Source organism: Protofrankia sp. BMG5.30, from assembly GCF_001983005.1.
Classification (GTDB): domain Bacteria; phylum Actinomycetota; class Actinomycetes; order Frankiales; family Frankiaceae; genus Protofrankia; species Protofrankia coriariae.
The window spans coordinates 143,555-165,937 of sequence record NZ_MOME01000016.1 but is presented as its reverse complement, the minus strand read 5'-3'; the positions used below and the strand labels follow the sequence as shown (position 1 = coordinate 165,937).

Annotated in this window: 32 protein-coding genes; 25 read left to right on the top strand and 7 right to left on the bottom strand. The window is 67.9% G+C overall.

Features of this window, described 5'->3' with window-relative positions; genetic code table 11:
- Positions 1-27: 27 nt before the first annotated feature.
- Positions 28-552 (bottom strand): hypothetical protein, encoded by a 525-nt coding sequence (locus BL254_RS27660; protein ID WP_217699261.1) that lies wholly within the window; start codon positions 550-552, stop codon positions 28-30.
- A 1,819-nt stretch (positions 553-2,371) separates the two neighbouring features.
- Between BL254_RS27660 and BL254_RS10895 the strand changes: the two genes are divergently transcribed.
- Complete coding sequence (locus BL254_RS10895; protein ID WP_076843242.1) at positions 2,372-2,926, top strand: HD domain-containing protein; 555 nt, start codon at positions 2,372-2,374, stop codon at positions 2,924-2,926.
- On the opposite strand, the gene BL254_RS10890 is transcribed toward BL254_RS10895, so the two are convergent.
- Both BL254_RS10890 and BL254_RS10885 read right to left on the bottom strand, forming a co-directional pair.
- The gene (locus BL254_RS10890; protein ID WP_047222958.1) at positions 2,914-3,384 is read right to left on the bottom strand and encodes an NUDIX hydrolase; all 471 of its coding nucleotides are present in this window, start codon (positions 3,382-3,384) and stop codon (positions 2,914-2,916) included. The two genes, BL254_RS10895 and BL254_RS10890, sit on opposite strands and share 13 nt — an antisense overlap.
- 6 nt (positions 3,385-3,390) lie before the next feature.
- Positions 3,391-4,188, bottom strand: coding sequence for a helix-turn-helix domain-containing protein (locus tag BL254_RS10885; RefSeq protein ID WP_235433483.1), 798 nt, complete (start codon positions 4,186-4,188; stop codon positions 3,391-3,393).
- A gap of 289 nt (positions 4,189-4,477) precedes the next feature.
- Here BL254_RS10885 and BL254_RS26990 point away from each other — a divergent pair, with 289 nt between their 5' ends.
- Together BL254_RS26990 and BL254_RS10875 are read left to right on the top strand one after the other, a co-directional pair.
- Positions 4,478-4,777 (top strand): hypothetical protein, encoded by a 300-nt coding sequence (locus tag BL254_RS26990; RefSeq protein WP_217699260.1) that lies wholly within the window; start codon positions 4,478-4,480, stop codon positions 4,775-4,777.
- Positions 4,774-5,025, top strand: a complete 252-nt coding sequence (locus BL254_RS10875; RefSeq protein ID WP_047222956.1) for a hypothetical protein — start codon at positions 4,774-4,776, stop codon at positions 5,023-5,025. Before BL254_RS26990 ends, BL254_RS10875 begins: the two co-directional genes overlap by 4 nt.
- 74 nt (positions 5,026-5,099) lie before the next feature.
- Here BL254_RS10875 and BL254_RS10870 read toward each other — a convergent pair whose 3' ends face one another.
- On the bottom strand, positions 5,100-5,516 hold the full coding sequence (locus BL254_RS10870) for a helix-turn-helix transcriptional regulator (protein ID WP_047222955.1): 417 nt from the start codon (positions 5,514-5,516) through the stop codon (positions 5,100-5,102).
- 191 nt (positions 5,517-5,707) lie between these two features.
- On the opposite strand from BL254_RS10870, the gene BL254_RS10865 reads away from it, so the two are divergent.
- From BL254_RS10865 to BL254_RS10830, 8 genes are all read left to right on the top strand, one after another.
- The gene (locus BL254_RS10865) at positions 5,708-6,115 is read left to right on the top strand and encodes a plasmid replication, integration and excision activator (RefSeq protein ID WP_076843241.1); all 408 of its coding nucleotides are present in this window, start codon (positions 5,708-5,710) and stop codon (positions 6,113-6,115) included.
- Entirely contained in the window at positions 6,112-6,420 is a 309-nt protein-coding gene (locus BL254_RS10860; RefSeq protein ID WP_047222954.1) for a hypothetical protein, read from the top strand. The genes BL254_RS10865 and BL254_RS10860 overlap by 4 nt, the downstream gene beginning before the upstream one ends.
- A gap of 76 nt (positions 6,421-6,496) precedes the next feature.
- Positions 6,497-8,014, top strand: a complete 1,518-nt coding sequence (locus tag BL254_RS10855) for an FtsK/SpoIIIE domain-containing protein (RefSeq protein ID WP_047222953.1) — start codon at positions 6,497-6,499, stop codon at positions 8,012-8,014.
- 196 nt (positions 8,015-8,210) lie between these two features.
- Positions 8,211-9,905: a replication initiator gene (locus tag BL254_RS10850; protein WP_076843225.1), complete on the top strand. Its 1,695-nt coding sequence runs from the start codon at positions 8,211-8,213 to the stop codon at positions 9,903-9,905.
- Between the two features lie 26 nt (positions 9,906-9,931).
- Entirely contained in the window at positions 9,932-10,126 is a 195-nt protein-coding gene (locus BL254_RS10845) for a helix-turn-helix domain-containing protein (RefSeq protein WP_076843224.1), read from the top strand.
- A 184-nt stretch (positions 10,127-10,310) separates the two neighbouring features.
- Positions 10,311-10,643: a hypothetical protein gene (locus tag BL254_RS10840; protein WP_076843223.1), complete on the top strand. Its 333-nt coding sequence runs from the start codon at positions 10,311-10,313 to the stop codon at positions 10,641-10,643.
- A 242-nt stretch (positions 10,644-10,885) separates the two neighbouring features.
- Positions 10,886-12,154, top strand: coding sequence for a site-specific integrase (locus tag BL254_RS10835; protein WP_047222950.1), 1,269 nt, complete (start codon positions 10,886-10,888; stop codon positions 12,152-12,154).
- A 307-nt stretch (positions 12,155-12,461) separates the two neighbouring features.
- Complete coding sequence (locus BL254_RS10830) at positions 12,462-13,529, top strand: hypothetical protein (protein ID WP_139342271.1); 1,068 nt, start codon at positions 12,462-12,464, stop codon at positions 13,527-13,529.
- Positions 13,530-13,603: 74 nt separating this feature from the next.
- Here BL254_RS10830 and BL254_RS10825 read toward each other — a convergent pair whose 3' ends face one another.
- The 3 genes from BL254_RS10825 to BL254_RS10815 form a co-directional block, all read right to left on the bottom strand.
- Positions 13,604-14,404 (bottom strand): N-acetylmuramoyl-L-alanine amidase, encoded by an 801-nt coding sequence (locus BL254_RS10825; RefSeq protein WP_076843222.1) that lies wholly within the window; start codon positions 14,402-14,404, stop codon positions 13,604-13,606.
- A 90-nt stretch (positions 14,405-14,494) separates the two neighbouring features.
- Positions 14,495-14,728, bottom strand: a complete 234-nt coding sequence (locus BL254_RS10820) for a hypothetical protein (RefSeq protein ID WP_047222949.1) — start codon at positions 14,726-14,728, stop codon at positions 14,495-14,497.
- On the bottom strand, positions 14,725-14,952 hold the full coding sequence (locus BL254_RS10815; protein WP_047222948.1) for a hypothetical protein: 228 nt from the start codon (positions 14,950-14,952) through the stop codon (positions 14,725-14,727). The genes BL254_RS10820 and BL254_RS10815 overlap by 4 nt, the downstream gene beginning before the upstream one ends.
- Positions 14,953-15,096: 144 nt before the next feature.
- On the opposite strand from BL254_RS10815, the gene BL254_RS10810 reads away from it, so the two are divergent.
- From BL254_RS10810 to BL254_RS10750, 14 genes are read left to right on the top strand one after another with little or no spacing between them, the layout of a single operon-like run.
- Positions 15,097-16,335 (top strand): phage major capsid protein, encoded by a 1,239-nt coding sequence (locus BL254_RS10810; protein WP_139342270.1) that lies wholly within the window; start codon positions 15,097-15,099, stop codon positions 16,333-16,335.
- Positions 16,336-16,393: 58 nt separating this feature from the next.
- Complete coding sequence (locus BL254_RS10805; RefSeq protein ID WP_047222946.1) at positions 16,394-16,786, top strand: hypothetical protein; 393 nt, start codon at positions 16,394-16,396, stop codon at positions 16,784-16,786.
- Complete coding sequence (locus BL254_RS10800; protein ID WP_076843220.1) at positions 16,786-17,124, top strand: hypothetical protein; 339 nt, start codon at positions 16,786-16,788, stop codon at positions 17,122-17,124. The genes BL254_RS10805 and BL254_RS10800 overlap by 1 nt, the downstream gene beginning before the upstream one ends.
- Positions 17,124-17,729 (top strand): hypothetical protein, encoded by a 606-nt coding sequence (locus BL254_RS10795; RefSeq protein ID WP_076843219.1) that lies wholly within the window; start codon positions 17,124-17,126, stop codon positions 17,727-17,729. The genes BL254_RS10800 and BL254_RS10795 overlap by 1 nt, the downstream gene beginning before the upstream one ends.
- Entirely contained in the window at positions 17,726-18,070 is a 345-nt protein-coding gene (locus BL254_RS10790; protein ID WP_047222944.1) for a head-tail adaptor protein, read from the top strand. The genes BL254_RS10795 and BL254_RS10790 overlap by 4 nt, the downstream gene beginning before the upstream one ends.
- The gene (locus BL254_RS10785; protein WP_047222943.1) at positions 18,063-18,401 is read left to right on the top strand and encodes a hypothetical protein; all 339 of its coding nucleotides are present in this window, start codon (positions 18,063-18,065) and stop codon (positions 18,399-18,401) included. Before BL254_RS10790 ends, BL254_RS10785 begins: the two co-directional genes overlap by 8 nt.
- On the top strand, positions 18,401-18,568 hold the full coding sequence (locus tag BL254_RS26985; protein WP_157180463.1) for a hypothetical protein: 168 nt from the start codon (positions 18,401-18,403) through the stop codon (positions 18,566-18,568). Before BL254_RS10785 ends, BL254_RS26985 begins: the two co-directional genes overlap by 1 nt.
- Before the next feature lie 3 nt (positions 18,569-18,571).
- On the top strand, positions 18,572-18,955 hold the full coding sequence (locus BL254_RS10780) for an HK97-gp10 family putative phage morphogenesis protein (RefSeq protein WP_047222942.1): 384 nt from the start codon (positions 18,572-18,574) through the stop codon (positions 18,953-18,955).
- Positions 18,956-18,983: 28 nt separating this feature from the next.
- Positions 18,984-19,709, top strand: a complete 726-nt coding sequence (locus BL254_RS10775; protein WP_047222941.1) for a hypothetical protein — start codon at positions 18,984-18,986, stop codon at positions 19,707-19,709.
- A gap of 11 nt (positions 19,710-19,720) precedes the next feature.
- Complete coding sequence (locus BL254_RS10770) at positions 19,721-20,176, top strand: hypothetical protein (RefSeq protein WP_047222940.1); 456 nt, start codon at positions 19,721-19,723, stop codon at positions 20,174-20,176.
- Positions 20,177-20,197: 21 nt separating this feature from the next.
- On the top strand, positions 20,198-21,175 hold the full coding sequence (locus tag BL254_RS10765; RefSeq protein ID WP_076843218.1) for a hypothetical protein: 978 nt from the start codon (positions 20,198-20,200) through the stop codon (positions 21,173-21,175).
- Position 21,176: 1 nt separating this feature from the next.
- The gene (locus tag BL254_RS10760) at positions 21,177-21,506 is read left to right on the top strand and encodes a DUF3168 domain-containing protein (protein WP_047222939.1); all 330 of its coding nucleotides are present in this window, start codon (positions 21,177-21,179) and stop codon (positions 21,504-21,506) included.
- Positions 21,507-21,516: 10 nt separating this feature from the next.
- Entirely contained in the window at positions 21,517-21,945 is a 429-nt protein-coding gene (locus tag BL254_RS10755) for a phage tail tube protein (RefSeq protein WP_047222938.1), read from the top strand.
- Between the two features lie 18 nt (positions 21,946-21,963).
- Complete coding sequence (locus BL254_RS10750) at positions 21,964-22,377, top strand: hypothetical protein (protein WP_047222937.1); 414 nt, start codon at positions 21,964-21,966, stop codon at positions 22,375-22,377.
- Positions 22,378-22,383 lie beyond the last annotated feature (6 nt).

Sequence of the window (22,383 nt, the reverse complement as noted above, 5' to 3'; positions counted from 1 at the left end):
CGCGCACCACACTTCGCCCGGGATCGCTCAGCGATATATCGCAACCACGCTTACAGTGACGCCCGGCCCCTCGACGGCCAGACCATCAGGTGCGCTGGATGTACCAGATGCCTGCATTCTCCGACGATCAGCACGGCTGAAGAGATTTAGTCCAGGAACGGCGAGGAGCGGGTAGTTCTCGCCCTGCGGCCATTTCTTGCGCACTTTACCGAAGACCGTAGCGTCGCCTTCTATATCGGTAACGCTGACCCGAAGGTAATTCTTCTTCAGGTCGAATACCAGGGTCGGTTGACCCTCGTCTATCTCGCCAGTACAAATAACCGATTCACCGACTCCACCAGAGAGTGCGGTGAGACCGTTCAACACTTCCCTATCGCTGGAAGAAATCCTCTCCGGAGCRAATGTCTGCATCAAATCAAAGATGCCCTGGAGTTGTCCTGGTTCCGCCAGCGCCCGACCGATGCTCGGTATATCGATATAGCAATCGCACCGAAACAGCCTCATCGGCTGAATTTGGCCATAGACGTTCGATGCGTCCGCGGAGTCGATCATAATGTACTCGGACTCCGGCATCGAGGCGGCACTCTCGTGGAGTCGGTTAAAGCGACTCTCTGGAGTCTGCCTGCGAGTGCGAGAAGTCTCGGACTCCCGGGTTCTGGTGGAGGTACCTTCGATATTCACGGGAGCGATTGCTACACCAGCGGTTYCCCCGCGCTCACCCGACCRCCGTTCACTTTCCGCCTCTTCGTCGTACAGTCCGTTCTCGACCTGCGCAAGAAACTGGTCAACCAGTTCAGTGTTCAAATATAGAAACTCGCGCATCTGATCTCCCCCTTGAGATGGTGCGGGGGCGAGTCCAACATGTCGTGACCTGCCCACATCCGCGGCTGCCACGGTACAACATCCATAGCTGTCCGCCCGGACGGTGACGCGCCAGCGAGCACGGTTGTCCCACGGTGCGCGCAGGCGGTCGCGCGGAGCCTCCCGCGCCGCGTGCTTGATCATCCACAGCTTTTCCGATGGCGCTGCTACGGTGGATGCACTTCCTGGCTCCGCCGGCTGGTCTCGATCTGCCGGCGCTTGTCCTGTTCGACCGGTAGCGGCGCCGGCTGCGCGACGCAAGGCACCTCGACGACGCGGATCGGTAGTACATCACGAGCTTGGGAATCTTGTGGGCCGCTTGCTGCTGACCTGGGTTCGCATGTTCCGGCCCAGGTCAGCGGCAGTTCGGTACCCGTCGTAGCTTCTCGTTCCAACCCGATGGCCACCGGTGCTACGGGCACACGGCGGGCACGACTTGGTCGTTCCTGGTTTTCCATAGCTGCCTGTCGCGGTTTCCGTCAGCCCCGCGTGGGAGAGCCTCCGCTTGGGGGCTCTTTGATGTCCATGGTAACCGATCTGCTACCATACGATCGCGTCAGCACTTTAGGGGGGATTGTGTCGTCAGTCAGGCAAGCCATAGGTATGGCTTTTACTGTCGTAGTAGCCTTCGGCCGGCTAGCGCGGTCTGCTATGCGGTTTGTTAGAAGAAGTCGAGTATCTCAAGGCGTTGGCACAGGAATTGCATTATTGGGTCTTGTTCTCGCTTTTTTGACCTACTGCGAGYAAAGGCAAGCCTCGAAACCTCCGAAGCTGACCGTAGAAAAAACTCCAACTGTTACCTATACTGCTTTCCCGGCTCCAGGGGCTGACGTTCGAACTGCCGACCGCTTTGTCCTCGGTATTAATGATTCACTAGACGTCGACAAGGACAAGAAGGATTGGCCGAAGTCGCAACCTTCACAGGGAGATGATATCTCCTATAATGGAGAATCCATTTCTTCATCGACAGGCRCCCAATTCAATAGGCTGGGTGAAGGCGTCATTCCTACCTATCGAAAATGTCGTGAAGCTAAAAATATCGCTACAAAGATTAACGTAATTGATTTGCCGACGATTCCACTTATATGTGTTATCACAAATGAAGGACACCTTGCGCTGCTTTCCTATCGGGGAGTCGATTCAAATAGCTCCCTAGTTCTCGATATAACGGTCTGGGAGCCCAAGCCGGACTTGCCGTAGGTATCTCTGATGCTGGGCTGAACGTTGATCAGGAAAATGCAGATGGGCGCGAACGGGCTATTGTATTGCTCTGTGTAGGGATCAGGATCACGTCTTGCGGAACTTGAAGGCCAGCAGCAGACGCGAACGTAATCATGTTGTGCGACAACGGGGCGGCAGGGTGCGACGCGCCCGGCGAGCACGGCCGTCCACGGCCGCGCGCAGCCGGTCGCGCGGCGCGGCCTGCCACCGCCTTGATCCTAAAACGGCTAATTCGGCAGTCCGCTGGACTTGGCTGACGCCGGGTCGGGGCGTACGTACCGTCGTGTGGGTGGATGTAGTGGYTGCTGAGCGGTTGGCGAGCGAGCTTCTTGCGCCTTTGGGTGACCGGTGGGCTCATGTGCAGGCAGTTGCTGCCCGTGCCCGGGAAGCGGCGGCGGCAGTGGACCCGGAGGAACGGGACCTGTTGGTCACCGCGGCCTGGCTGCATGACATCGGCTATGCCCCGGCGGTGGGGCTGCTGCGGTTCCATCCTGCGGACGGTGCTCGGTTCCTCCAACAGCGCCCGGACGTCTCCCGCCGGTTGTGCGCGTTGGTGGCGCATCACTCCTGTGCCCGGATCGAAGCCGAGGAACGCGGCCTGTCCGACGTGCTGGCCTCCTGGGAACTGGAGGAGTCGCCGGTGATGGACGCCCTGGTGTTCGCGGACATGACGACCGGTCCGAGGGGGCAGCGGTTCACCTTCACCGAACGGGTGGAGGAGATTTTCTCCCGGTATGGGGAGGGTTCGGTGGTGCATCGTTCGATTGCGCGTGCTCGTCCGCTGCTTGGGGTCTCGATCGATCGGACGTTGCATCGTCTGGCGGTGGCCGGTCAGCCGATGTAGGGGGTGGCCCGGCCTTCGAGGTAGTGGTCGATGCGTAGCCGCATGGACGGATGGATGTTCAGCTTGTCGAGGTCGGCGGGGGTGACGAACTGGACTTCCTTCGTTTCGCTGGAGGTGCGTAGGGTGCCGCCGAGCATGCGGGTGGTGAAGCATAGGGAGAACTGTTGGCGGACCTCGCCGTCGTCGTAGGCCAGGACGTGGCGGGGGTTGGTGTAGACGCCGATCAGGCCGGTGACTTCGATGTCGATGCCGGTTTCCTCTTTGGTTTCTCGGATGGCGGCGTCCGTGATCGATTCGCCGAGGTCCATGCCTCCGCCGGGTAGTGCCCACAGGTCGTTGTCGGTCTTGTGGACCATGAGGATGCGTCCGTCGGGGTCGGTGACGACCGCGGTGACCGAGGGGACGACGCTGTTGGCCTGGGGGGCGTTGGGGTCGTTGAAGTAGTCGATCCGTGCCAAGGGTTATCAGGCTCCTTCGGTGGTGGCCCAGACGCGCTCGAATCCGGCGGCGTGGTGGTCGAACAGGCTGCCTCCGGTGGTCTGGCGCAGGTGCAACACGGGGGAGTGTGCCGCCGGGGCGCCGTAGACGTGGGTGTTCACGAGCATCTCGTTGTCGAACCGGTAGACGGAGTTGTACAGGGTCGTGCTGTGGAGCCGCAGATCGATGCCGGGGATGTCGCGCAGGCCGGACAGGTAGGTCAGCGTCATCCGGGTGCGGGCGGCGAGGTTGTCACCGATGCCTTCCTCAGCGCCGCGCAGCGCCACCGCGTCGGACGCGGGGTCGCCGAGCACGTAGCGGATCTTCACGCCGCTGGCGGCCTTCGCACGCAGGAGCGGGACGAGATCGGCGTGTCCGTCAGGGAGGAACAGGCCGGCGATCACGAGGATGTCCACGGTGTCCTGGGCGTGGTTGAGCAGCGCCCGCCATATCTCGCCGGGGACGGTGCCGCGGTTGGGATAGATCCGCACGACTTCGGGGACGAGCTCGGTCGGCAGGGGCCGAGTGGGAGCGTCTCGACCGTCCGGCCGCCGGGTGCCCGGTTTTTCGGCAAGGCCGAGCGGGGTCCGGGGGATCCCGAGACCGTCGGCGAGACGCTCGAACAGTTCCAGGCTGGTGACCCGTCGGCGGCCGCTCTGGATCTCGCTGACGTGGGACTGTGGGATCTCACAGGCGCCCGCGATCTGGGTCTGTGTCGCACCGGTGTACTTCCGATAGATGGCCAGGACGACGGCCATGTCCCGGCCGCTGATCGCTTCGGCCATGTCGGGTCGCTCCCACAGCCCTTCGGGTGCGGGGGGTAGCGGACGGCGTCCGGTTCCCATGGGGCCTCCCGATGGCCTGCACGCAAACGGTACGAACGCTCATCGAACGACACGACTATACGGCCAGTGGATAGATCRTGGGGTGTTCGGCGTATACGGCCTGGGACTTTCGGCGACATCCGCGCGCTCGGCACAGTCGTTCGCAACCGGCCCTGTCCCGCGTTGAGGGATCTTGCCCGCGGGACCGAGCCGGCATCCAACCGACGATGCGGACGGGACGGTGAAGCCGGTGACGGTGACCAGCAACGGGACGAGAAACGGTGTGGAGGACAACAGGGCGGACATCCGGACGCCTGCGCTGTGGGGTGTCGTGCGGTTCGAGCCAGGAGCGGAACGCCGCGTCCGCGACACAATGATCACRTTTGATTCGGCGGCGTCGGCGAACCTGTTCGCCATCGAGAACGGCTGGCACGACTACCAGGTCACGCCGCTGTTCTTCTTCGTGGAGAACGTCTCCCGGCAGGTGGGGAGCCGTAGCCAGCTCGAGGCGGCACTCGCACGTGCCGCGYGGCGGCCCGGGCCGCGGTGACCACCGACGCCGACGACGCGGACCGTCCCTTCGACGACGCGCAGACGCCGATCAGCGGAGAGTCGCTGTTCCCCGCTGGCGCGGGGGAGTGGGTTGTCACCCTCACGCCGTCCATGCGGCCGGCGGAGCTGATCCGGATGCTGCGGACGCTGCCGGAGACCGCCGAGTTCGTCGAGTCGTTCGGCGACGTCGACCTATTTCTGATCTTCTGTCTGGCGCTGCCACAGCGAGCCGCGCCGCCGGGATAGCTCGACAGCACGGCCGTGGGAAAGGGCTGGAACCACGCGGGGAGGACTCCGTGAGGTTCCAGCCCTTCCGCGTTTCACAGGCCGCACGTGCTGAGGTGCCGTTCGATGAGAGCAAGACGCTGATCCATCCGCCGGAGATGGCCTTCGATCGCGTCGAGGCGTGCCACGACCCAGCGGTCCGCCGGGGAGGTGGTCCGGTCGGTGTCGTCGTCCGCCTGGTCGCCGAGCAGGACTCGGATCAGGTGGTCGTCCGGCCAGTCCAGCGCGCGGGCCACCGCGGACAGGGTGGCGTTCTGGACCCGGCGGGAGTGCCGGCCGTGCTGGAGCTGCCGCAGAGTGGCCACGGACACCCCGGACGCGGTCGCGAGGGCCTGTTGTCCGATGCGGCGGGCGGCCATGCGGGCGTTGAGCGCGTCGGCGACGGCCTGCCAGTTCTCACCCTCAACCCGGCCGCGTGCCGTGTACGGCGGGACGCCGTTCTTGTTTGTCACCTGTCAAAAATAGCTGTGGGGCAAACGAGTGTCGACATTCCAACCGGTCGGGGTATGGATTTCATACGGGGTGTATATACATAGGCGCGATAACGCTTGGCAAGCGGTTCCTGAGCGCCTCATTGTGGAGGCTGTCCGGGACGCGGCGTCCCGCCGGAACCCGGACCTGATCCCTGTGGAGGTGGGTGACGGTGGCGCTGCCGCGACGAATTCCGGTGCGGTTCGAGGACGTGTTCCCGCACGGCGCGTTCGTGCTCGGTGTGGAGGCCGCCCGCGACTTCGTGAAGGCGCAGGCGGGTGAGGCCGACGTCCAGGAGCGCGACAAGGACACCGGAGAGCCGCTGTGGACGGTGCGGGTCATGGACCCGGATCCGACCGCGCGTGCCGGCTCGGCGGAAGTGAAGGTGAAGATGGCGGCGGCGGTGATGCCGGTGACGCCGGAACCGTTGGCGGGCACGATGCTGCGGCCGGTGGAGTTCATCGGGTTGACGGTGATGCCGTGGGTGAACAGCAACGGGCCACGGGCGGTGCAGGCGTTCGCCTACCGGRCGACGGGCCTGCGTGCCCCGCGGGCAACCACGGGGAAGGCAGCGGCGTGAAGCTCCCGGCCCACGCCCCGGCTGACAACGGTGAACCGGGCTCGTCGTTGCATCTGGGGCTCCACGTCGGTGGGGACTGGACGGTGTTCTGCCACCGCTACCCGGACCGGACACCGATCCTCGGTATCGACACCGGCGCGGCATCCCTCACGTTGTCAGCCCGGGAGCAGGCGGTGACCGCGGGGCATCTGGAGTTCGCCCACGCGCTGGTCCAGGCCGCCAATGACTATCTGTTGGAATGCGAGCGGCTGATGCTGGAGGCCGCCGACACAGGCCCGGACGAGGGGCCCGCGGTCGCGGCATGACCGCCTCCGGCGGATTTCCTGCCCGCCGGATTCTTTTCCTCTGATTCTTCTTTCCGCAAGGTGGGTGTGATCTGCCATGGCAAAAATCAACGGGTCGCGGCCGTTTCCCGAGATGCCGACCCGTAATCCGAAGGTCGACGTGCCGCTGTGGGCGCTGCTCGTCGGGCTGGCGGGCAAGATTCTGTGGCATCTGCTGCGGTGGCTGGCCCGCCGGCCGGTGAGCGTCGCCGTGGTCGCCACCATCATGATGATCCACCACAGGTAYGGGACGGCCGGTCTTGGTGTGGCCGCTGGCGGCTTGGTCCTCGTCGCCGCGGTGTGGTGGCGGCTGCACCGCCGGTCATTCTCCTGGCTGGCCTGGTGGGTGGTCGGCCGCGCACGGTTGGGGTTGGTCTACCGGCGGCGGTGGCGACCGGTCATGGTCCACACCGGGCTGGCGATCCGGGAGCCGACCTCGACCGGGGACCGGGTGGCGTTCGCCGAGACCTTCCCCCGCATCCGACGGATCCGCTGCACCCGCTGGGCCGACCGGCTGCGCGTAGAGCTGCTCTACGGGCAGACGCCACAGCAGTGGGCGGAACAGGCTGAAGCGTTGCGACAGGCGTTCCGCGCCCAGGGCTGCCGGGTGCGGGCTGACCGGCGGGTCGGGTTCGTCTGGGTGGAGCTCATCCGCCGGGATCCGCTGGCTCGCCCGATCCTCCCGGCCGATCTCGACGCCGATGGCGACGGTGACCACTCCGACCACGGGGACAGCGACCCGGCGGACGTGGACGCGGTCACCGTCGGCCGACGCGAGGACGGCGACCCGTGGCGGCTGCCGGTGCGTGGCACGCATGTGCTGGTCGCCGGGGCCACCGGGTCGGGGAAGGGCTCGGTCCTCTGGTCGGTCATCCGCGGCCTGGCGCCGGCGGTACGCGCCGGGCTGGTGGAACTGTGGGTGTGCGACCCGAAGGGCGGGATGGAACTGGCCTTCGGCGAGGCGCTGTTCACCCGGTTCGCCGTCGACACGGCCGGCATCGCCGACCTCCTCGACGACGCGGTCACGGAGATGCGGAACCGGGCGGCCGAACTCCGCGGAGTTTCCCGGCTGCACGCACCGACTGTCGGCGAGCCGCTGATCGTCGTGCTGGTCGATGAGATCGCATCCCTGACCGCGTATGTCACCGACCGGGAGCTGAAGAAGCGGATTGGCGCGTCCCTGCCGCTGCTGCTCTCGCAGGGCCGGGCGCCCGGGGTGGTCGTGGTGGCGGCGGTGCAGGACCCGCGTAAGGAGGTGCTGTCCTTCCGGGACCTGTTCCCGGTGCGGGTGGCGCTGCGGATGACCGAACCCGATCAGGCGGATCTCGTGTTGGGGGACGGTGCCCACGACCGGGGCGCGGTCGCCGAGCAGATCCCCACCCATCTTCAGGGAGTCGGCTACGTGCTGGCGGACGGGCAGAGCGACCCGGTGCGGGTGCGGGCGTCCTGGGTCGACGATGCGGAGATCGCCCGGATCGCGGCGGTCTACCGGAAGCCGATCGTCGGTCAGGTCGTCGGCATCGACCCGTCCACCGGCGACGGCTGGACCCCGGATGCGACCGGCTGGGCGGCATGACAGGTCCGCAACGGCTGGCCGTGGTGTTCGTGCTGCCGCTCTGCGCCTGGTGCCGGCATCTACTGGCCGCGCACTGGTCGGCTGAGGGCTGCCAGGTCCCCACCGGCAGAGGCCGGATATGCGGCTGCCGGGAGCCGCCACCCGATCATCCCGACCGTCCCCATCTCGACCCTGATGATCAGGAGGATTGCGCAGCATGACCGACGGTCAGGCCATCCCGCTTCCCCTCGACCTCACGGAGGAGCGGCCCGGGTCGCGGGCGGCCCGGATGCGGATGCCGCTGGCCCGCCACGTCGTCGAAGCCGTCGCGGCGGAGAACGGGGTGTGCGTCCGGCCGCTGGCGATGCGGAGGACCAACCTGACCACCGGGGAAACCGAGATCGTCCCGGTGGCCTGCCGGTCCACCCTCGCCAGCAAGTGCCCGCCGTGTGCGGAGTACGCCCGCAAGCTGCGGATGGCGCAGTGCGCCGCCGGCTGGCACCTCGACGACGAGCCGTTGCCCGACCCGGATCCGCCCGGTGACGAAGCGAAGATCCTCGTCCAACTGCGCGCGGACCTGGAGGCCGTCCGCACCGACGCGGCGACCCGGCATGACGGCGGCCAGGCCACCGAGGCCGACATGCTGATCAGCCAGGTGGATGAACGGCTTACGGATCTCGGTGTGCGGGGCAGGGCGGCTCCGGACGCCCGGGACCGACCCCGGCGCACCCGGTCGACGAAACGGCGCCAGGACGCCCCCGACCTGCCCCGGCTGCCCGTAGACCGGCGCACGGTGGGCCGGACGTTCACCGCGGCGGACGGCACGGTGTGGCGGCCGTCGATGTTCCTGACGTTGACCTGCGATTCCTACGGGCGGGTGACCTCGGAGGGCACCCCTGTCGACCCGGACAGCTACGACTACCGACGGGCGGCCCGGGACGCGATCCACTTTCCGAAGCTGCTGGATCGCTTCTGGCAGAACCTGCGCCGGGCGGTCGGCTGGGATGTGCAGTACTTCGCCTGCCTGGAACCCCAACGGCGCCTCGCCCCGCACCTGCACGCGGCCATGCGCGGCACGATCCCGCGGGTGCTACTGCGACAGGTGGCGGCGGCGACCTATCACCAGGTGTGGTGGCCACGCTGTGACCAGCCGGTCTACAGCTCGGACCGGCTGCCCGTCTGGGACGACCAGTCCGGCGGCTACCTCGACCCGGATACAGGAGCACCGTTGCCGATCTGGGATGAGGCCCTGGACGCGATCAGTGAGGACGACGAACCCGTCCACGTCGTCCGCTTCGGCGTGCAGATCCGCGCGGACGGCGTCACCGCGAACAGCCGGAACACCGGCAAACTGATCGGCTACCTGACCAAGTATCTGACCAAGAGCCTGGATACCTGCCACGACGTCGCCACCGACGCCCAGCGCACCCATGTCGACCGGTTGGCCGACGCGCTGCGGCACGAACCGTGCGCGCCGACGTGCGCGAACTGGCTGCTCTACGGCGTCCAGCCGAAGAACCCGCGGGCCGGGCTCGTTCCCGGGCGCTGCACCGGCAAGGCCCACCGGCGGGAAACCCTGGGCTTCGGTGGCCGGCGGGTCCTGGTCTCGCGCCGCTGGTCCGGCAAGACCCTCACCGATCACCGCGAAGATCGGAAAGAGTGGGTGCGGCGGCAACTCGCAGTCCTCGGCCACACCCCGGACGACGACACCGCGGACGGCGCGGCAGACCGGACGGTTTGGCAGCTTCTGCGTCCCGGGGACCCGGCCGCACCCCGACGGGAACATCTGCTGCTACGCGCGATCGCCGACCGGCACCGCTGGCGCGCCCAACTGGATGCCGCCCGTACCGCCGGTCCGTCCGGAGCTGGTGCGCTTCCGGCAACCGTCTTCGATCCATCCCGCGCGGCATGATCCCTGACCCGCTCCTTGGAGAATCCATGATCAGGCTCCTGCTCACCACCGGTGAAGTCGCCGACCTGCTCGGGGTCAGCCGCACCACCGTCTATGACCTGATTCGCACGGGTCGGCTCGCGTCTGTCCGTATCGGCCGGTCCCGCCGTATCCACCGTGACGAGCTCGTCGCCTACATCGGTCGGTTGCGGGAGATCGACGGTTACGAGGTGGCGGCATGATCGTCGTCAGGGCTGTCCGTCGGACGGTGTGGGCCGGTATTCGGCAACACCGCCCGGCGCGGGGACCTCCGGATCATCCATAGCGATCATCACGTGACAGATGCTCGAAGCGGTCCCGGTGGGTGCTGGAACACCACACCGGGACCTGAGATCCCGATCCTGCACGAACAGGAGCGAGACCCTGATGCCCATCATTCCGCCTGACCTCGACCCGCCACGCGACCCCTCCGACGGACAGCCCTTCGTCCGCTTGGACGCCCCCGGCCACGGCTACTACGAGATGACCGTCAAGCCGGGCGCAGACCCCTTCGACGTCGCCCGGATCGCCATCGCGATCCCGCACAGCGCGGTGTTCGTCGAAGCCCTCGGAGACGTGGACGTCGTGTTGGTGTTCCGCGTGATCCCCGGCAGCACGCTTCCGGCAACTGCCCCGCCGCCTCGGCCGCATCCGACCGGCGGATGGATTCCCGACGTCACCCCGTACGGACGGATTCCCGCGCAGCGTCAGCCACGCTGATCAGACCTCGCGGTTCTTCTCCCCATTTTTCTGTTCCTCCGCTGGGCGTTGCACCCGCCGGGGGACCGGACGGGTCCAGGGTCGGCGAAGCCGATCACGCAGTGACGCGTAGCGCCCTGGACGCGGCCGGTTCCCCGGCGGACCCTTCACCGCCCGGAGGAACGGAACCCCACCGCCAGCGATCGGCCTGCCGTCCTGGCGGACCCCTGATTCCCTCTTTCTCGCAAGGAGTTGTCCTCGTCATGTCCGAGACTTCCGGCAGGCGTCGGGAACGCAAGAAACGCGCCAACGGTCAGGGCTCGATCTACCAGCGGGCGGACGGTATGTGGGTCGGCGCGGCCTACGTGCTCATGCCCGACGGCAGCACAAGACGACGCCCGGTCTACGGCAGCTCTGAGGACGTCATCCGGAAGAAGCTCACCGAACTTCAGTCCAACTCCGACCAGGGCATTCCGGCGGACGCGACCGGATGGACCGTCGAGAAGTTCCTGACGGTGTGGCTCGCGCAGACGGTGAAGCCGAACCGGCAGCCGAACACCTACGTCACGTACGAAAAGGCGGTCCGGATCTACCTCGTTCCGGGGCTCGGTAAGAAACGGCTGAACAAGCTGACGGCGGCCGATGTCCGGCAGTTCATCCGGCGGATGGAGAACACCTGTCTGTGCTGCGCTCGTGGTCGGGACGAGGCGCGTCCGGAGGGGGAACGGCGCTGCTGCGCGCTCGGCCGGTGCTGCGAACGGCGGCCGTCGAAACGTCAGGTCCAGGTCGTGCATGCCGTGCTGCGCAACGCGCTACAGGCGGCCGTTCGTGAGGAACTGGTCCGACGCAACGTCGCCAAGCTCGTGCAGGTCTCGACCCCGCGCTACGGGATCGACCGGGGCCTGACGGTCGACCAGGCACACACGCTGCTTGACGCGGCGGCCGGTGACCGGCTGTACGCGCTGCTGGTCCTGGCGCTGTTCCTCGGTATGCGCCGCGGGGAGCTGCTCGGACTCCAGTGGTCCGACATCGACGAAGAGCGGAAAACGCTGACCGTCCGGCACACGCTTCAGCGGGTCGGCGGGGAACTGCGGCTGCTTCCGCCGAAGACGGAGGACTCGGAACGCACGCTTCCGCTGCTGGGCCTGGTGGCCGACGCGCTGACCGAGCATCGCAAGCTTCAGGACGCCGAGCGTGAGGCGGCCGGCAAGCGGTGGGTGAAGAGCGGCCACGTCTTCACCACGAGGATCGGTACGGCGATCGAACCGGACAACCTGCGCCGCTTCTGGCTGCCGCTGCGGCAGGCGGCCGGGCTCGACGGGGTGGTGTTCCACGGGCTGCGGCACACCTGCGTGACGCTGCTGCTCGACCTCGGCGTCCCGCCGCACATCGTCCGCGAGATCGCCGGGCACTCGGCCATCGAGGTCACCATGACCATCTACGCGCATGCTTCGATGGGGGAGAAGCGCCGCGCGCTCGGCAAGCTGGACAAACGCCTGACCGGCCCGGCCCGCGGCACCAAGCGTGACTGAGCGCGTTGCTACAGGGGTTGCTACACCTGGGGGTCCCGGGAGGCTCGGGCCTCGGCCGGACGGGGGTCCGGGGACGTGATGATGCAGCGTAGGGGCTTGATCCCCGAGTGCGCCCGGCAGGGATCGAACCTGCGACCTGGTGCTTAGAAGGAACCGGGGCCCTATCGCTGAGCTGACCTGCGAAAACGCAGGTCAGCGCGAACCGAAGAGTCGGTAATTACTCTCTCGCTACGCCTGACCCTGAGAGCGCCGAGATGGCGCCGGATGGGATGGGGAAGCTGTGACCACCGCCACACACCGAATCCGCGTGTCGGATCTCCGACACCGCACCGATGATGCCATACGGGCCGCCGAGCGGGCCGTCACCTCCGGGCCTGCGATGTACTGCGCCCAGTGGCGCGGGGAGCAGTACCCGGAACTCCACCCGGACGAGCGCCAGGAGCGCGCCCTGGATGCGCTGGACGCGCTGACCGCCGCGGTAGCCACCGTCCAGGCCGCCCGCGACGCCCTGGAGGCCGAACTCGTCGACGCCGGCGTCATCGCAGGCCCGCCGGAGCGGCCGACCGAGGACTACCCGGATGCAGCCTGGAAGCGCCTCGAGGAGGAGGGCCACTGGTCGACCCCGCCGGCCCGGCTCGCCCGGCTGGTCGTCTCGGACCGGGCGGCCGACGTCGCGGACACGGCCCGAGGCATGGTGCCGACGGAGGGCCGGCCGAGAGGCGCGCTCGTCGGGGCGGCCCGCTTGGTGGTCCAGGAGGCCGAGGAACTGCTGACCTCCGCCGTCATCGCCGAGCATCTCGCCGGCATGCCGTGGGCGGAGATCGATGAGGAGCTCTCCGGCGGAGCTGCGGCCCGCCAGCCGGCCGAGGCGCACTACGCCGCTGCGGTGGCCTCCTGGCGTAACGGCGTCCTGACGCCGTATCACTATTCGCCCAACACGACTTTCGGCGCCGCCCTTCTGCCCGAGGCCGCGCTGCGCCCCCGATCGACCGCCCGACGGCTGGACAAGTGGGTGGTCGAGCATCGCAGCCCCAGAGATCGTCGGGGCCAGGGCGATGCACCCGTGTCGGCCGCCCTCACGGCCCCGGTCGACGGGTTGACGGCATCCTCGTGGCTGATCGATATCTCCGGCTCCATCATCTCGCTGCCCTGGGGGCGGGGAGTCGGTCCGGAGGGGCGCTGCCTCCAGGAGCGGAAGGGCGCCGCCATGAAGGCCCTCGTCGCGGCTCGACCGGCCGATATCCGTCTGGCCGAGCAGTTCGCTGAGGCCCGGGCTCGACTGGCAGAGCTCCGCGGGGACCAGACGGACACCGAGTGCCATCCCTCGCTCGACACCGGCCCGACCCCGGCCGGCCTGACCGACGACAAGGACTGATCAACGCCAGAAAGCCGGCTCTCCTGCCTGGCGGGCAGGAGAGCCGGGAGAGGCCGGGGTGGGGCCGGCTGAGGTCAGCCGATGAAGTAGGTACTGCGGGCGGCGACGAACGCCCGGTCGGTGGCCGGCCCCCAGACGCCGTCGACGGCCACAGCGAGGATGGATTGGATCGTCCGCACCGTCGCGACGTAGGCGGCCTGCGACCGGGGGCCCCAGGCGCCGTCGACGACGGTGCCGACGGCGGCCTGCTCGGCGCGGGTCCACTGGTGGGTGCGCACGGCGGCCAGGGCGGCGTCGGTGACCGGTCCCCAGATGCCGTCGGCGATCACGTGCACCGCGTGCTGGAGGGCGACGACGGCCGGTGGCGTGGGTGAGCCGGAGTCGTCGACGAGCTGAGCCGCCTGGGCGATGATCTGATGGCGCTGGCCGGTCCGGATGCCGCCGGGACAGCCCGGGTGGTTGCCCCAGCTCGCCGCGCCGGCCCCGTGGGTGATCAGCCCGGACTGGCCGGGCGTGTCCGTCACCGCCAGCGCCCAGCCGAAGGCGTGCACCCCGTCGGCGTAGGCGACGGCCACGCTCTCGATCTGCTCGGGGGTCAGCGCCTCGGTGTCGAAGCCCTCGGTTTCGATCGAGTTGTAGGTACCGTTCCCGCCGAGCTGGGCCCAGGCCCGGACGTCCGAGGGCACGTACTGCTCGCGCTGCCCGGCCTTGCCCGCCCATAAGTTCGACGACACCTGAGAGCGCGGGTCGTTGAACCAGTTGAACTGAGAGCCGTTGCCCTKGGCGACGTGCAGGACGAGGCCGATGGGGACGATCCCCTTGCCATCCGTGTTGCGGACCGGACGGAAGGCGAATGTTTCGACAATGTGGGGCATGACGATCTCCTCACCAGTTCCTGATCACGATGACACTGCTGGCGATCGCCAGCGCGAGCAGGACTGCGGCCAGGGCCCGGGTCGACCAGGTCACCGCAGCGACCAGATGCACACTGCCGCGGGCACAGCGCCCACAGCGATGATGAGCAGGGCCGAGAGCAGCCGGGCCGCGATCGTCTCCGCCGGTGGCCGGCCGGCCGGGCGCATCCACTCCGGTGGCTCAGAGCGGGTGTAGTCCTGGCGGACCTCCCACTCCGCCCACGTCAGGCGCCGCTGCGCAGACCACCTGTCGGCCTGGCGCCACCACGGCTCGGTATCGCTCACGGGTGGCCGTCCAGGTGGCTGTCGAGCCGCTCGCCGATGGCCAGGACGTCGACGGCCAGCCCTTGGAGTCGGCCGTCGACCGTGCCGAGCATCTCGTGGGTTTCCACGATGCGGCGGACCACATGCCAGCCGCGCCGCGCGGTGACGATCAGGACGCCGGTGATGACGGAGAGAGCCGTGATCAGGGCGGCTATGCGGAGGATCGCTTCCTCGGCGCCGGTCACGGCCGACACGTTCCGGTGTCGGCGATCTCTGGCATGGGCTCAGAGTAGCCTGAATCGAAAATTCTTCCGTCTCGCTGCTGTTACGACGGAAGATCTGTCGATGTAGTGCTGCTGTGGCGCTGCCTTCTTCGTGCTGGAGCCCAGATGACAGTGAAGATCCGTGAGTTGAAGGCGAAGCGCACCAAGCTCGGCGCCGACGCCAAAGCGATCATGGATGTGGCCTCGACGGCCGGCCGGAACCTGACCCCGGAGGAAGAGGCGACCTTCGATCAGTTGCTCGACGAACGCGACCAGGTCGACGCCACCATCGACCGGGCGCAACGGCTCCTGGACGACGAGCGTGACCGGCTCGACGACGACCCGGACGAGCCGGACGGCCCCGGCAACCGCGGCGGCGACGACCAGATGGCGGCCTGGCGGTCGTTCCTGGTGGGTGGCCGGTCCGCGCTGACGGYCGCGCAGGCCCGCGCGCTCAACGCCGGCAACGACCCCGACGGCGGGTTCCTCGTCGCCCCGGAGCAGTTCGTGCAGCAGCTGCTCGCCGTGGTCGACGACCTGACACCGCTACGGGGGCTGGCGACCGTGCAGCGTCTGACCACGTCGGAGTCCCTGGGAGTGCCGACCCGGGACAGCGACCTGGCGGACGCGGAGTGGACATCCGAGGTGGGCACCGGCACGCAGGACGACGGCCTGCAGTTCGGGAAGCGGGAGCTGCGGCCGCATCCGCTGGCGAAGCGGGTCCTCGTCAGCCGGAAATTGCTGCGGGTGGCGGCGATCGGGCCGGAGGCGATCGTGCGGGACCGGCTCGCCTACCGGCACGCGACCGCGCAGGAGAACGCGTTCATGACCGGTGACGGTAACCAGAAACCGCTGGGGCTGTTCACCGCCAGCGCGGACGGCATCTCGACCGCGCGGGATGTCGATATCTCGACCGACGCGGCGACGTTCGTCAACGTGGCCACGGGTAACGCGGCGGACGATCTGATCGACGCGAAATACACCCTGAAACCGCAATACCACCCGCGGGCGCAGTGGCTTTTCCACCGGCTGGTACTCGCATCCGTCCGGAAGTTGAAGGACGGCGACGGCAACTACGTCTGGCGGCCTGGTCTGGCGACCGACCGGCCGGACACGATCCTCGATATCCCGTACATCCTGTCGGAGTTCGCGCCGTCGACGTTCGCGAACAACGACTACGTCGGTCTTCTGGGAGATTTCTCTTTCTACTGGATCGTCGACGCCTTGCAGTTCGAGGTGCAGCGGCTCGTCGAGCTCTACGCGGAGACGAACCAGATAGGGTTTATCGGCCGTGCCGAGGTGGACGCGATGCCGGTGCTGGAGGAGCCGTTCGTCAGGCTCCAGTCGAACGACGTGGTGCCGTAAACACCCTTTCTTTACGAAGATCACAGTAATGATGTGAGACTCTGAGAAAGGAACAAGGATGAGGAATGACATCAAAAACCACCTGTCGGTGGTGCAGTCCCTGGCGCCCGCGTCCCGCACGGCCGCGGCGAACGGCACCGGTGTGGACCTGGCGAACTACGACGGCGCGATGATCGTGATCGACGCCGGTGCCGCCGGCGGCACCACACCGTCGTTCACCTTCAAGGTGCAGGAGTCCGCCGACAACAGCACCTTTACCGCGGTCGCTGCCAGCAATCTCGACGGCGCCGAGCCGGTCATCACCGACGCGAACGACCTGGCCGTCTACACGATCGGCTACCACGGCATCAAGCGCTATGTACGGGTAGCGATCACGGTGGTGGCCGGTACGACTCCGACGCTGGTGGCGTCGGCCACAGTCGTGCGGGGTCTCGGCCGGGTGAAGCCCTGATGAAGGTCAGGTTTCTGCGCCGGGTCGCCAACCCCGTGTTCAGCGCGCAGCCCGGAGACGTCAGGGATCTTCCCGAGCAAGACGCGGCGAAGCGGATCGCCGCCGGTGACTGCGTCGCCGTCGACCAGCCGAAGCCGCGGTTGCGGGACCGGCTGCGCCGCCAGCCCGAGCTGGCAGCCCCGCCGGCGCCGGCGGACAAGCCGCTGGACCGGCTCACCGTCGACGAGCTCCGGGAGTACGCCGACGAGCACGACATAGACCTCGGCGAGGCGAGCAAGAAGGCGGACATCATCGCCGTCATCCGCGCGGCCGCCGGCGAGGGTGACGGCGCGGGCTGATGGCGTACRCCACCGCGGAGGACCTGCGGCTCCTGCTCGGTCAGGACGCGTTCAGCGCTGAGGAGACCGCCCGGGCCGACCTGCTTATCGGCATGGCGGAGGGCGCGGTCGAGGACGAGACCGGCCAGCCACTGGAGCAGTCCACCGACACGGTGATCCTGGACGCGCCGACGCGGTCGGACCGCTGGCCGGACTCGCCCGGCACCGGAAGCCGGAAACTGCTCCTGCCGCGGTGGCCCGTCACGTCTGTCACGTCGGTGACGTGGCTGCGGGACGACGCGGACGACGAGCTGCTCGTCGAGGGGGCGGCCGCGGACTACACCTGGTCGGCGTCCGGGATCCTGACCCGGGTGGGCGCCTGGTGGCCGACGACGGACCGGTCCACCGAGGTCGTCTACACCGCCGGGTACGCCACCATCCCGAACGGGGTGAAGCGGATCATTCTCCGGCTGGCGGCGGCCGCGTGGAACAACCCGGCCTTGCTGGCGTCCGAATCCCTCGGGGATCATTCCCGGTCGTTCGCGACGTCCGACGGTGGCGCGGTCGGGATGGCCCTGTCCGCGTCCGACGTGCGAGCCCTTGGCTCCTACCGGGCCCGCACATGATCGGGCACTGGCTGAACCGGACGTTGCAGGTGTGGCGGCCGACCCGGACACAGGACGGCGCCGGCGGCTACCGCACTGTCTACGTCCGGCAGCCGTCGGACGTCCGGGCAAAAGTGGATCAGCCGTCGGACGCGGAGCGGCTGCTGGCCGTGCAGACCCAGTCCGAGCAGACCGACGGCATCTACCTGCTGCCGACCGACGATGTCCGCCGCGGCGACGAGCTGCGCGACCCGGACAGCGGCGAGGTGTGGCGGGTCGCCGGCGTGATGCGGCCGTCGAGCGTCCGCTACCGCAAGGCCCACGGCGAACTGGTCCAGAGCGAAGGGGAAACGAATGGCTGACCTCACCCCCGTGTCCGCGCCCATCGATGGGGGCCGGCCCGATCTGGGCGCCGCCGCCGTGGCCGCGGCCGGCGGCGGTGACACCGCCCCGGTCGGCCCGGGCCTGTTCTTCTACCTGAACAACGGCTCGGGCGGCACAGTCACGGCGACCTTCGCCACGCCCGGCACGGTCAAGGGCCTGGACGTGGAGAACGCGACGCTGGTCGTCCCCGCCGGCAAGCACGGCATCCTGCCCCTGGCCAGCGTCTTCCGGGGCGCGAACGGCCGGGCGGCGATCACCTACAGCGCGGTCACGACCGTGACCGTCGCCGTGGTCCAGATGGGAACCTGATGGCCGGCCCGAAAGCGCCGCCGGCCGGGCCGGAGTACTGCCGGACCCGCGCCCAGGAGATTCTGGCCCGCGACATCCAGGCCACCCCGCTGGAGGCGGTGGGCTGGGCGCTGCTGGCGGTCGTCGGGGAGCTCACCGCGATCCGCCGCGCGCTGGGGAAACGGTGACCGATGGCCAGCAGCGATCGGAGCACGGTCCGGATCGAAGGGCTCGACCGGCTGGCGCGGCGGCTGGCCGACCTGGGCAACGAGGTCAACGAGGCGGTACGCCGCGCGGTACGGACCACGGCCGAGGAGGTCCGCCGCGACACCCAGGCCCAGGTCCGGGTCGACACCGGCGGCCTGCTGCACAACGTCGACATCGAGTACGAGCAGGACGGCCTGGTCGCCGAGGTGGGCTGGCTGGGTGACCGGACGCCGTACTACTACGCGGCGTTCCACGAGGAGGGCACGGCGAAGATCAGGAAGCGTCCGGCGTTGCGTCCGGCGGCCGAGGCCGCCCGGGAGGTCCTCAAGGAGCAGCTGCGGGTCGAGATCCGCAGGGAACTGCGCTGACTGTCGTTCAGAGGAGGTGAGGTGAGAGGTGGCGCAGAAGCAGAACAGCTTCGAGGGCCAGGCGGACGGCGTCACCATCACCGCCGCGAACTCGGGCGCTGGAAGCGGCGACGCCTGGGATGTCGTCAACCTCGACGGCAGCACGGTCGAGGGTGACACGGCCCTTGCGGCGCACGGTCTCGTCTCGGCGCGGCTGGCGACCGGCGGTACGGCGGGTTCCCCGTATCTGTCATGGACGTCCGGTGTCAGCGCCACGGCGGTCTACTCCCGCGCTTATATCCGTACGGGATCTGTCCCCGGATCGAACCTGAACCTGATGCGTTTTCTCGTTGGCACCACCATCGTGGGAACTGTTCGGCTCAACAGCTCAGGGAAACTCGCTTTCCTGTATTCGTCCGGATCACTAGGCGGAACCAGCGCGGCCGATTTTCCGCTCAGTCAATGGTTCCGCGTCGAAATGGATGAGGTGGTCTCCACTACGGCGGGCAGTATGACCGTGCGTTGTTATTTCGGTAACCCGGACGACACGACCGCCACGGAAACCCTATCCATATCCGGCGTCAGCACCGGCAGCAACGGCCCGGTCGACCGCTTCCGCGCTGGGATCATCAGTTCGGCGGCGAACACGGAGCTCAGTTTCGATGGTGTCGCCTGGTCGGACGCCGGGCCCATTGGCCCGGTTGCCGGCTTGGCAGCCGCGACCCCCGCCCCCGTTGTTTCTACGGCAGCCCTGGTGCGTGCCGCTACCTGGTAAGGAGATCTCTCATGGCCAAAGCCGGATACAGCGCCGCTGTCGGCGCCGCCGTTGCCCTGGCTGCTGCGACACCGAAATCGATCCTTTCGGTGATCGCGCCGAGCCAGTTCGGTGTCGATTTGAAAAAGGTCAGGATCAGTTTCGACGGTGTCACCGCCTCGGCGGCACCGGTCCTGGTCGAGATCGTGTCGTTCACGACGGATGGGACCGGTACGGCTGGCACCGTCAACCAGATTTATGGCCGGACAGTGACCCCGGGTTTCACCAGCAAATACAACTATTCGGCCGAGCCCACCACACCCACGGTCATCGACCGGTACACGCTTACTCCGAACGGTGGGCTCGCCATTTACGACTGGCCGCTGGGGGATTCCCCGGACTGTGCAGCTTCCAGCCTGATCGCGGTCAGGTGCACGGCGCCGGCGATCGTGAACGCGAACGCGACGCTGTGGTTCGAGCGCTGCTGACCGCCCGGGTAGGAGGCGGCCATGGCGATCACCGGGCGGAGCCATCCGAATCCTTCGGTGATCTCCCGTGGGTCGCTGGAGGACGAACCGGTCCTGACGACACCGGCTCCGCTGGTCGTCGCTGCCCCGGCTCGGCGGCGGCTGCCGCACGCGCCGATCGTCAGCCGGTCCTCCCTGGAGGACGTCCCGCCGCCGGCGCTGGCGGCTCCGCTGCCGGTCGTCGTCACGCGGCAGCCGCCGCGGCTGGTTCCGGCGCCGGCGCTGATCTCCCGGTCGTCGCTGGAGGACGTGGCAGCGCCGGCAGCGGCTGTACCGCCGGCGCCGGTCGTGGTCTCGCCGCGGCCGCCGCGACGGACACCGGCAGCGGCGATCATTCTGCGGTCCTCGGCCGAGGAGACGATCGCCGAGCCGGCGGTGGCGGCGCCGGCGCCGCTGGTGGTGGCCGCGCCGCGGCCGCGGCCACGGCCGCCAGCCCCGCTGGTGCTGCGGGGCGCGCTCGTCGACGACCCGGTCCTGACGACCCCTGCACCGGTCATCGTCGCCCCGCGGGTCCGGCCGGTACCGGTACGCCCACCGGTGATCTCCCGGGGGTCGCTGGAGGACACGGTCGTCCCGCTGCCGGTCATCGTCACGCGGCAGTCGCCGCGGCTGGTCCCGGCGCCGGCGCTGATCTCCCGGGCCGTGGCGGGGGACGCCCCGGTCGTGGTGGCGCCGAGCACCCCGGCGCCGATCGTGGTGCTGCCGGCTGCGAGGCGCGTCCGGGGACGGCCGCCGCTCGTGCTGCGTGCACCGGCGCCCGGCGACGAGCCACCGCCAGACCTCGGCGTGCCTGCCGAGAGCGCGATGGGGCCGATCCAGCGGGCGGTCTATGAGGTGCTGACCGGGTGGCTCGCCAGCGGTGGCCTGCCCGTGGTCGGCGGGTCGGGCTCGCCGATAGGTCCGATGCAAATAGCTATCTATGATCTGCTCGTTTCCGATACGACGTTGATGGGCGGCTGACGTGATAACCGGTGTTTTCGATGACGTTCCGGAGGGTCAGGAATTCCCCTATGTGACCCTCGGGGATGCTGTCGAAACCCCGGATAACGATCATGGTGGGTTTGGCCGGGAGAGCGTCATGGACATCCATGTGTGGACGAGGGAGCGCGGCCATTCCCAGGGAGCCGACATCGCGAACCAGATCATCAGACTGCTGGACCATCAGGCGCTCCTGATCGATGGCTGGCGGCACATCGTGACCCGCTACCTGCGTCAGCAGGCCATGCGGGACCCCGACCCGGAGATCCGCCACCGCGTTTTGCAGTTCCTGGTCATCACAGCACAGGAGTAACGGAGGAAAAATGCCCGGCATAGACGCGTTCGGTACGCAGTTCAAGCGGGACACCACGGGCGCCGGAGTATTCGCCGCGATCGCGAATGTGAGCGATGTCTCCGGTCCGTCCCGGGAGAGGGAGGGGATCGAGGTCACCGCCCACGACTCACCGGACCAGTACCGGGAGTTCGTGAAGGGGTTGAAGGACGGCGGGGAGGTGGAGATCACCATCAACTACGATCCGGGCGCGGTCACCCACGCGGACCTCGATGCCGATTTCGAGGAGAAGCCGCTGCGGGATTACCAGGTGGTCATCCTCCCCGGTGAGGCCGACGAGCACACCTGGGAATTCAGCGCACTGATCACCAACATTGGTGATGAATTCCCGCACGACGACAAGATGGAACGCACCGTCACATTCAAGATCAGCGGTAAGCCGACGCTGACCGCCACCTGACCGGGAGGAGTCTGAATCATGGGGCTGAAAGACCTTATCCGCGCCGCGGACGACATCCGCCACCAGGACGACGTCGAGATCCCGGAGTGGGCTCCCGGGGTCATGTTCCAGGTCCGCGGCCTGCCTGACGAGGACTGGGAGGAGTACCAGAACAAGCTCAGCCGGCTCACGGTGAAGCAGGGCCGGAATGCGGACGCCGAAATGGCCGTGCGTACCAACAAGGCTGAGATCGTCGCGAAGGCTCTCTACGACCAGGAGAGCGGCGAGTTGGTCTTCCCAGAGCTTAAGGAAGGGGTGGCGATCCTCCGGAAGAAGTCCGCCGGGATTGTGAACGGCCTGTTCGAGCTGGTGAAACATCTTTCCGATGACGACAAGGATTTCGTGGAGAAGGTCAAGGACGCTGAGGAGGATTTCTCGGGCGGCCAGAACTAAAGATCC

Excerpts from the sequence above, each read along its gene's own strand:
- BL254_RS10800 (WP_076843220.1), top strand. The coding sequence starts at position 16,786 with ATGAAGGTCAGGTTTCTGCGCCGGGTCGCCAACCCCGTGTTCAGCGCG.
- BL254_RS10835 (WP_047222950.1), top strand. The coding sequence starts at position 10,886 with ATGTCCGAGACTTCCGGCAGGCGTCGGGAACGCAAGAAACGCGCCAAC.
- BL254_RS10790 (WP_047222944.1), top strand. The coding sequence starts at position 17,726 with ATGATCGGGCACTGGCTGAACCGGACGTTGCAGGTGTGGCGGCCGACC.
- BL254_RS10750 (WP_047222937.1), top strand. The coding sequence starts at position 21,964 with ATGGGGCTGAAAGACCTTATCCGCGCCGCGGACGACATCCGCCACCAG.
- BL254_RS10885 (WP_235433483.1), bottom strand. The coding sequence starts at position 4,188 with ATGGCCGAAGCGATCAGCGGCCGGGACATGGCCGTCGTCCTGGCCATC.
- BL254_RS10850 (WP_076843225.1), top strand. The coding sequence starts at position 8,211 with ATGACCGACGGTCAGGCCATCCCGCTTCCCCTCGACCTCACGGAGGAG.
- BL254_RS10780 (WP_047222942.1), top strand. The coding sequence starts at position 18,572 with ATGGCCAGCAGCGATCGGAGCACGGTCCGGATCGAAGGGCTCGACCGG.
- BL254_RS10770 (WP_047222940.1), top strand. The coding sequence starts at position 19,721 with ATGGCCAAAGCCGGATACAGCGCCGCTGTCGGCGCCGCCGTTGCCCTG.
- BL254_RS10805 (WP_047222946.1), top strand. The coding sequence starts at position 16,394 with ATGAGGAATGACATCAAAAACCACCTGTCGGTGGTGCAGTCCCTGGCG.
- BL254_RS26985 (WP_157180463.1), top strand. The coding sequence starts at position 18,401 with ATGGCCGGCCCGAAAGCGCCGCCGGCCGGGCCGGAGTACTGCCGGACC.
- BL254_RS10755 (WP_047222938.1), top strand. The coding sequence starts at position 21,517 with ATGCCCGGCATAGACGCGTTCGGTACGCAGTTCAAGCGGGACACCACG.
- BL254_RS10765 (WP_076843218.1), top strand. The coding sequence starts at position 20,198 with ATGGCGATCACCGGGCGGAGCCATCCGAATCCTTCGGTGATCTCCCGT.
- BL254_RS10840 (WP_076843223.1), top strand. The coding sequence starts at position 10,311 with ATGCCCATCATTCCGCCTGACCTCGACCCGCCACGCGACCCCTCCGAC.
- BL254_RS10785 (WP_047222943.1), top strand. The coding sequence starts at position 18,063 with ATGGCTGACCTCACCCCCGTGTCCGCGCCCATCGATGGGGGCCGGCCC.
- BL254_RS10845 (WP_076843224.1), top strand. The coding sequence starts at position 9,932 with ATGATCAGGCTCCTGCTCACCACCGGTGAAGTCGCCGACCTGCTCGGG.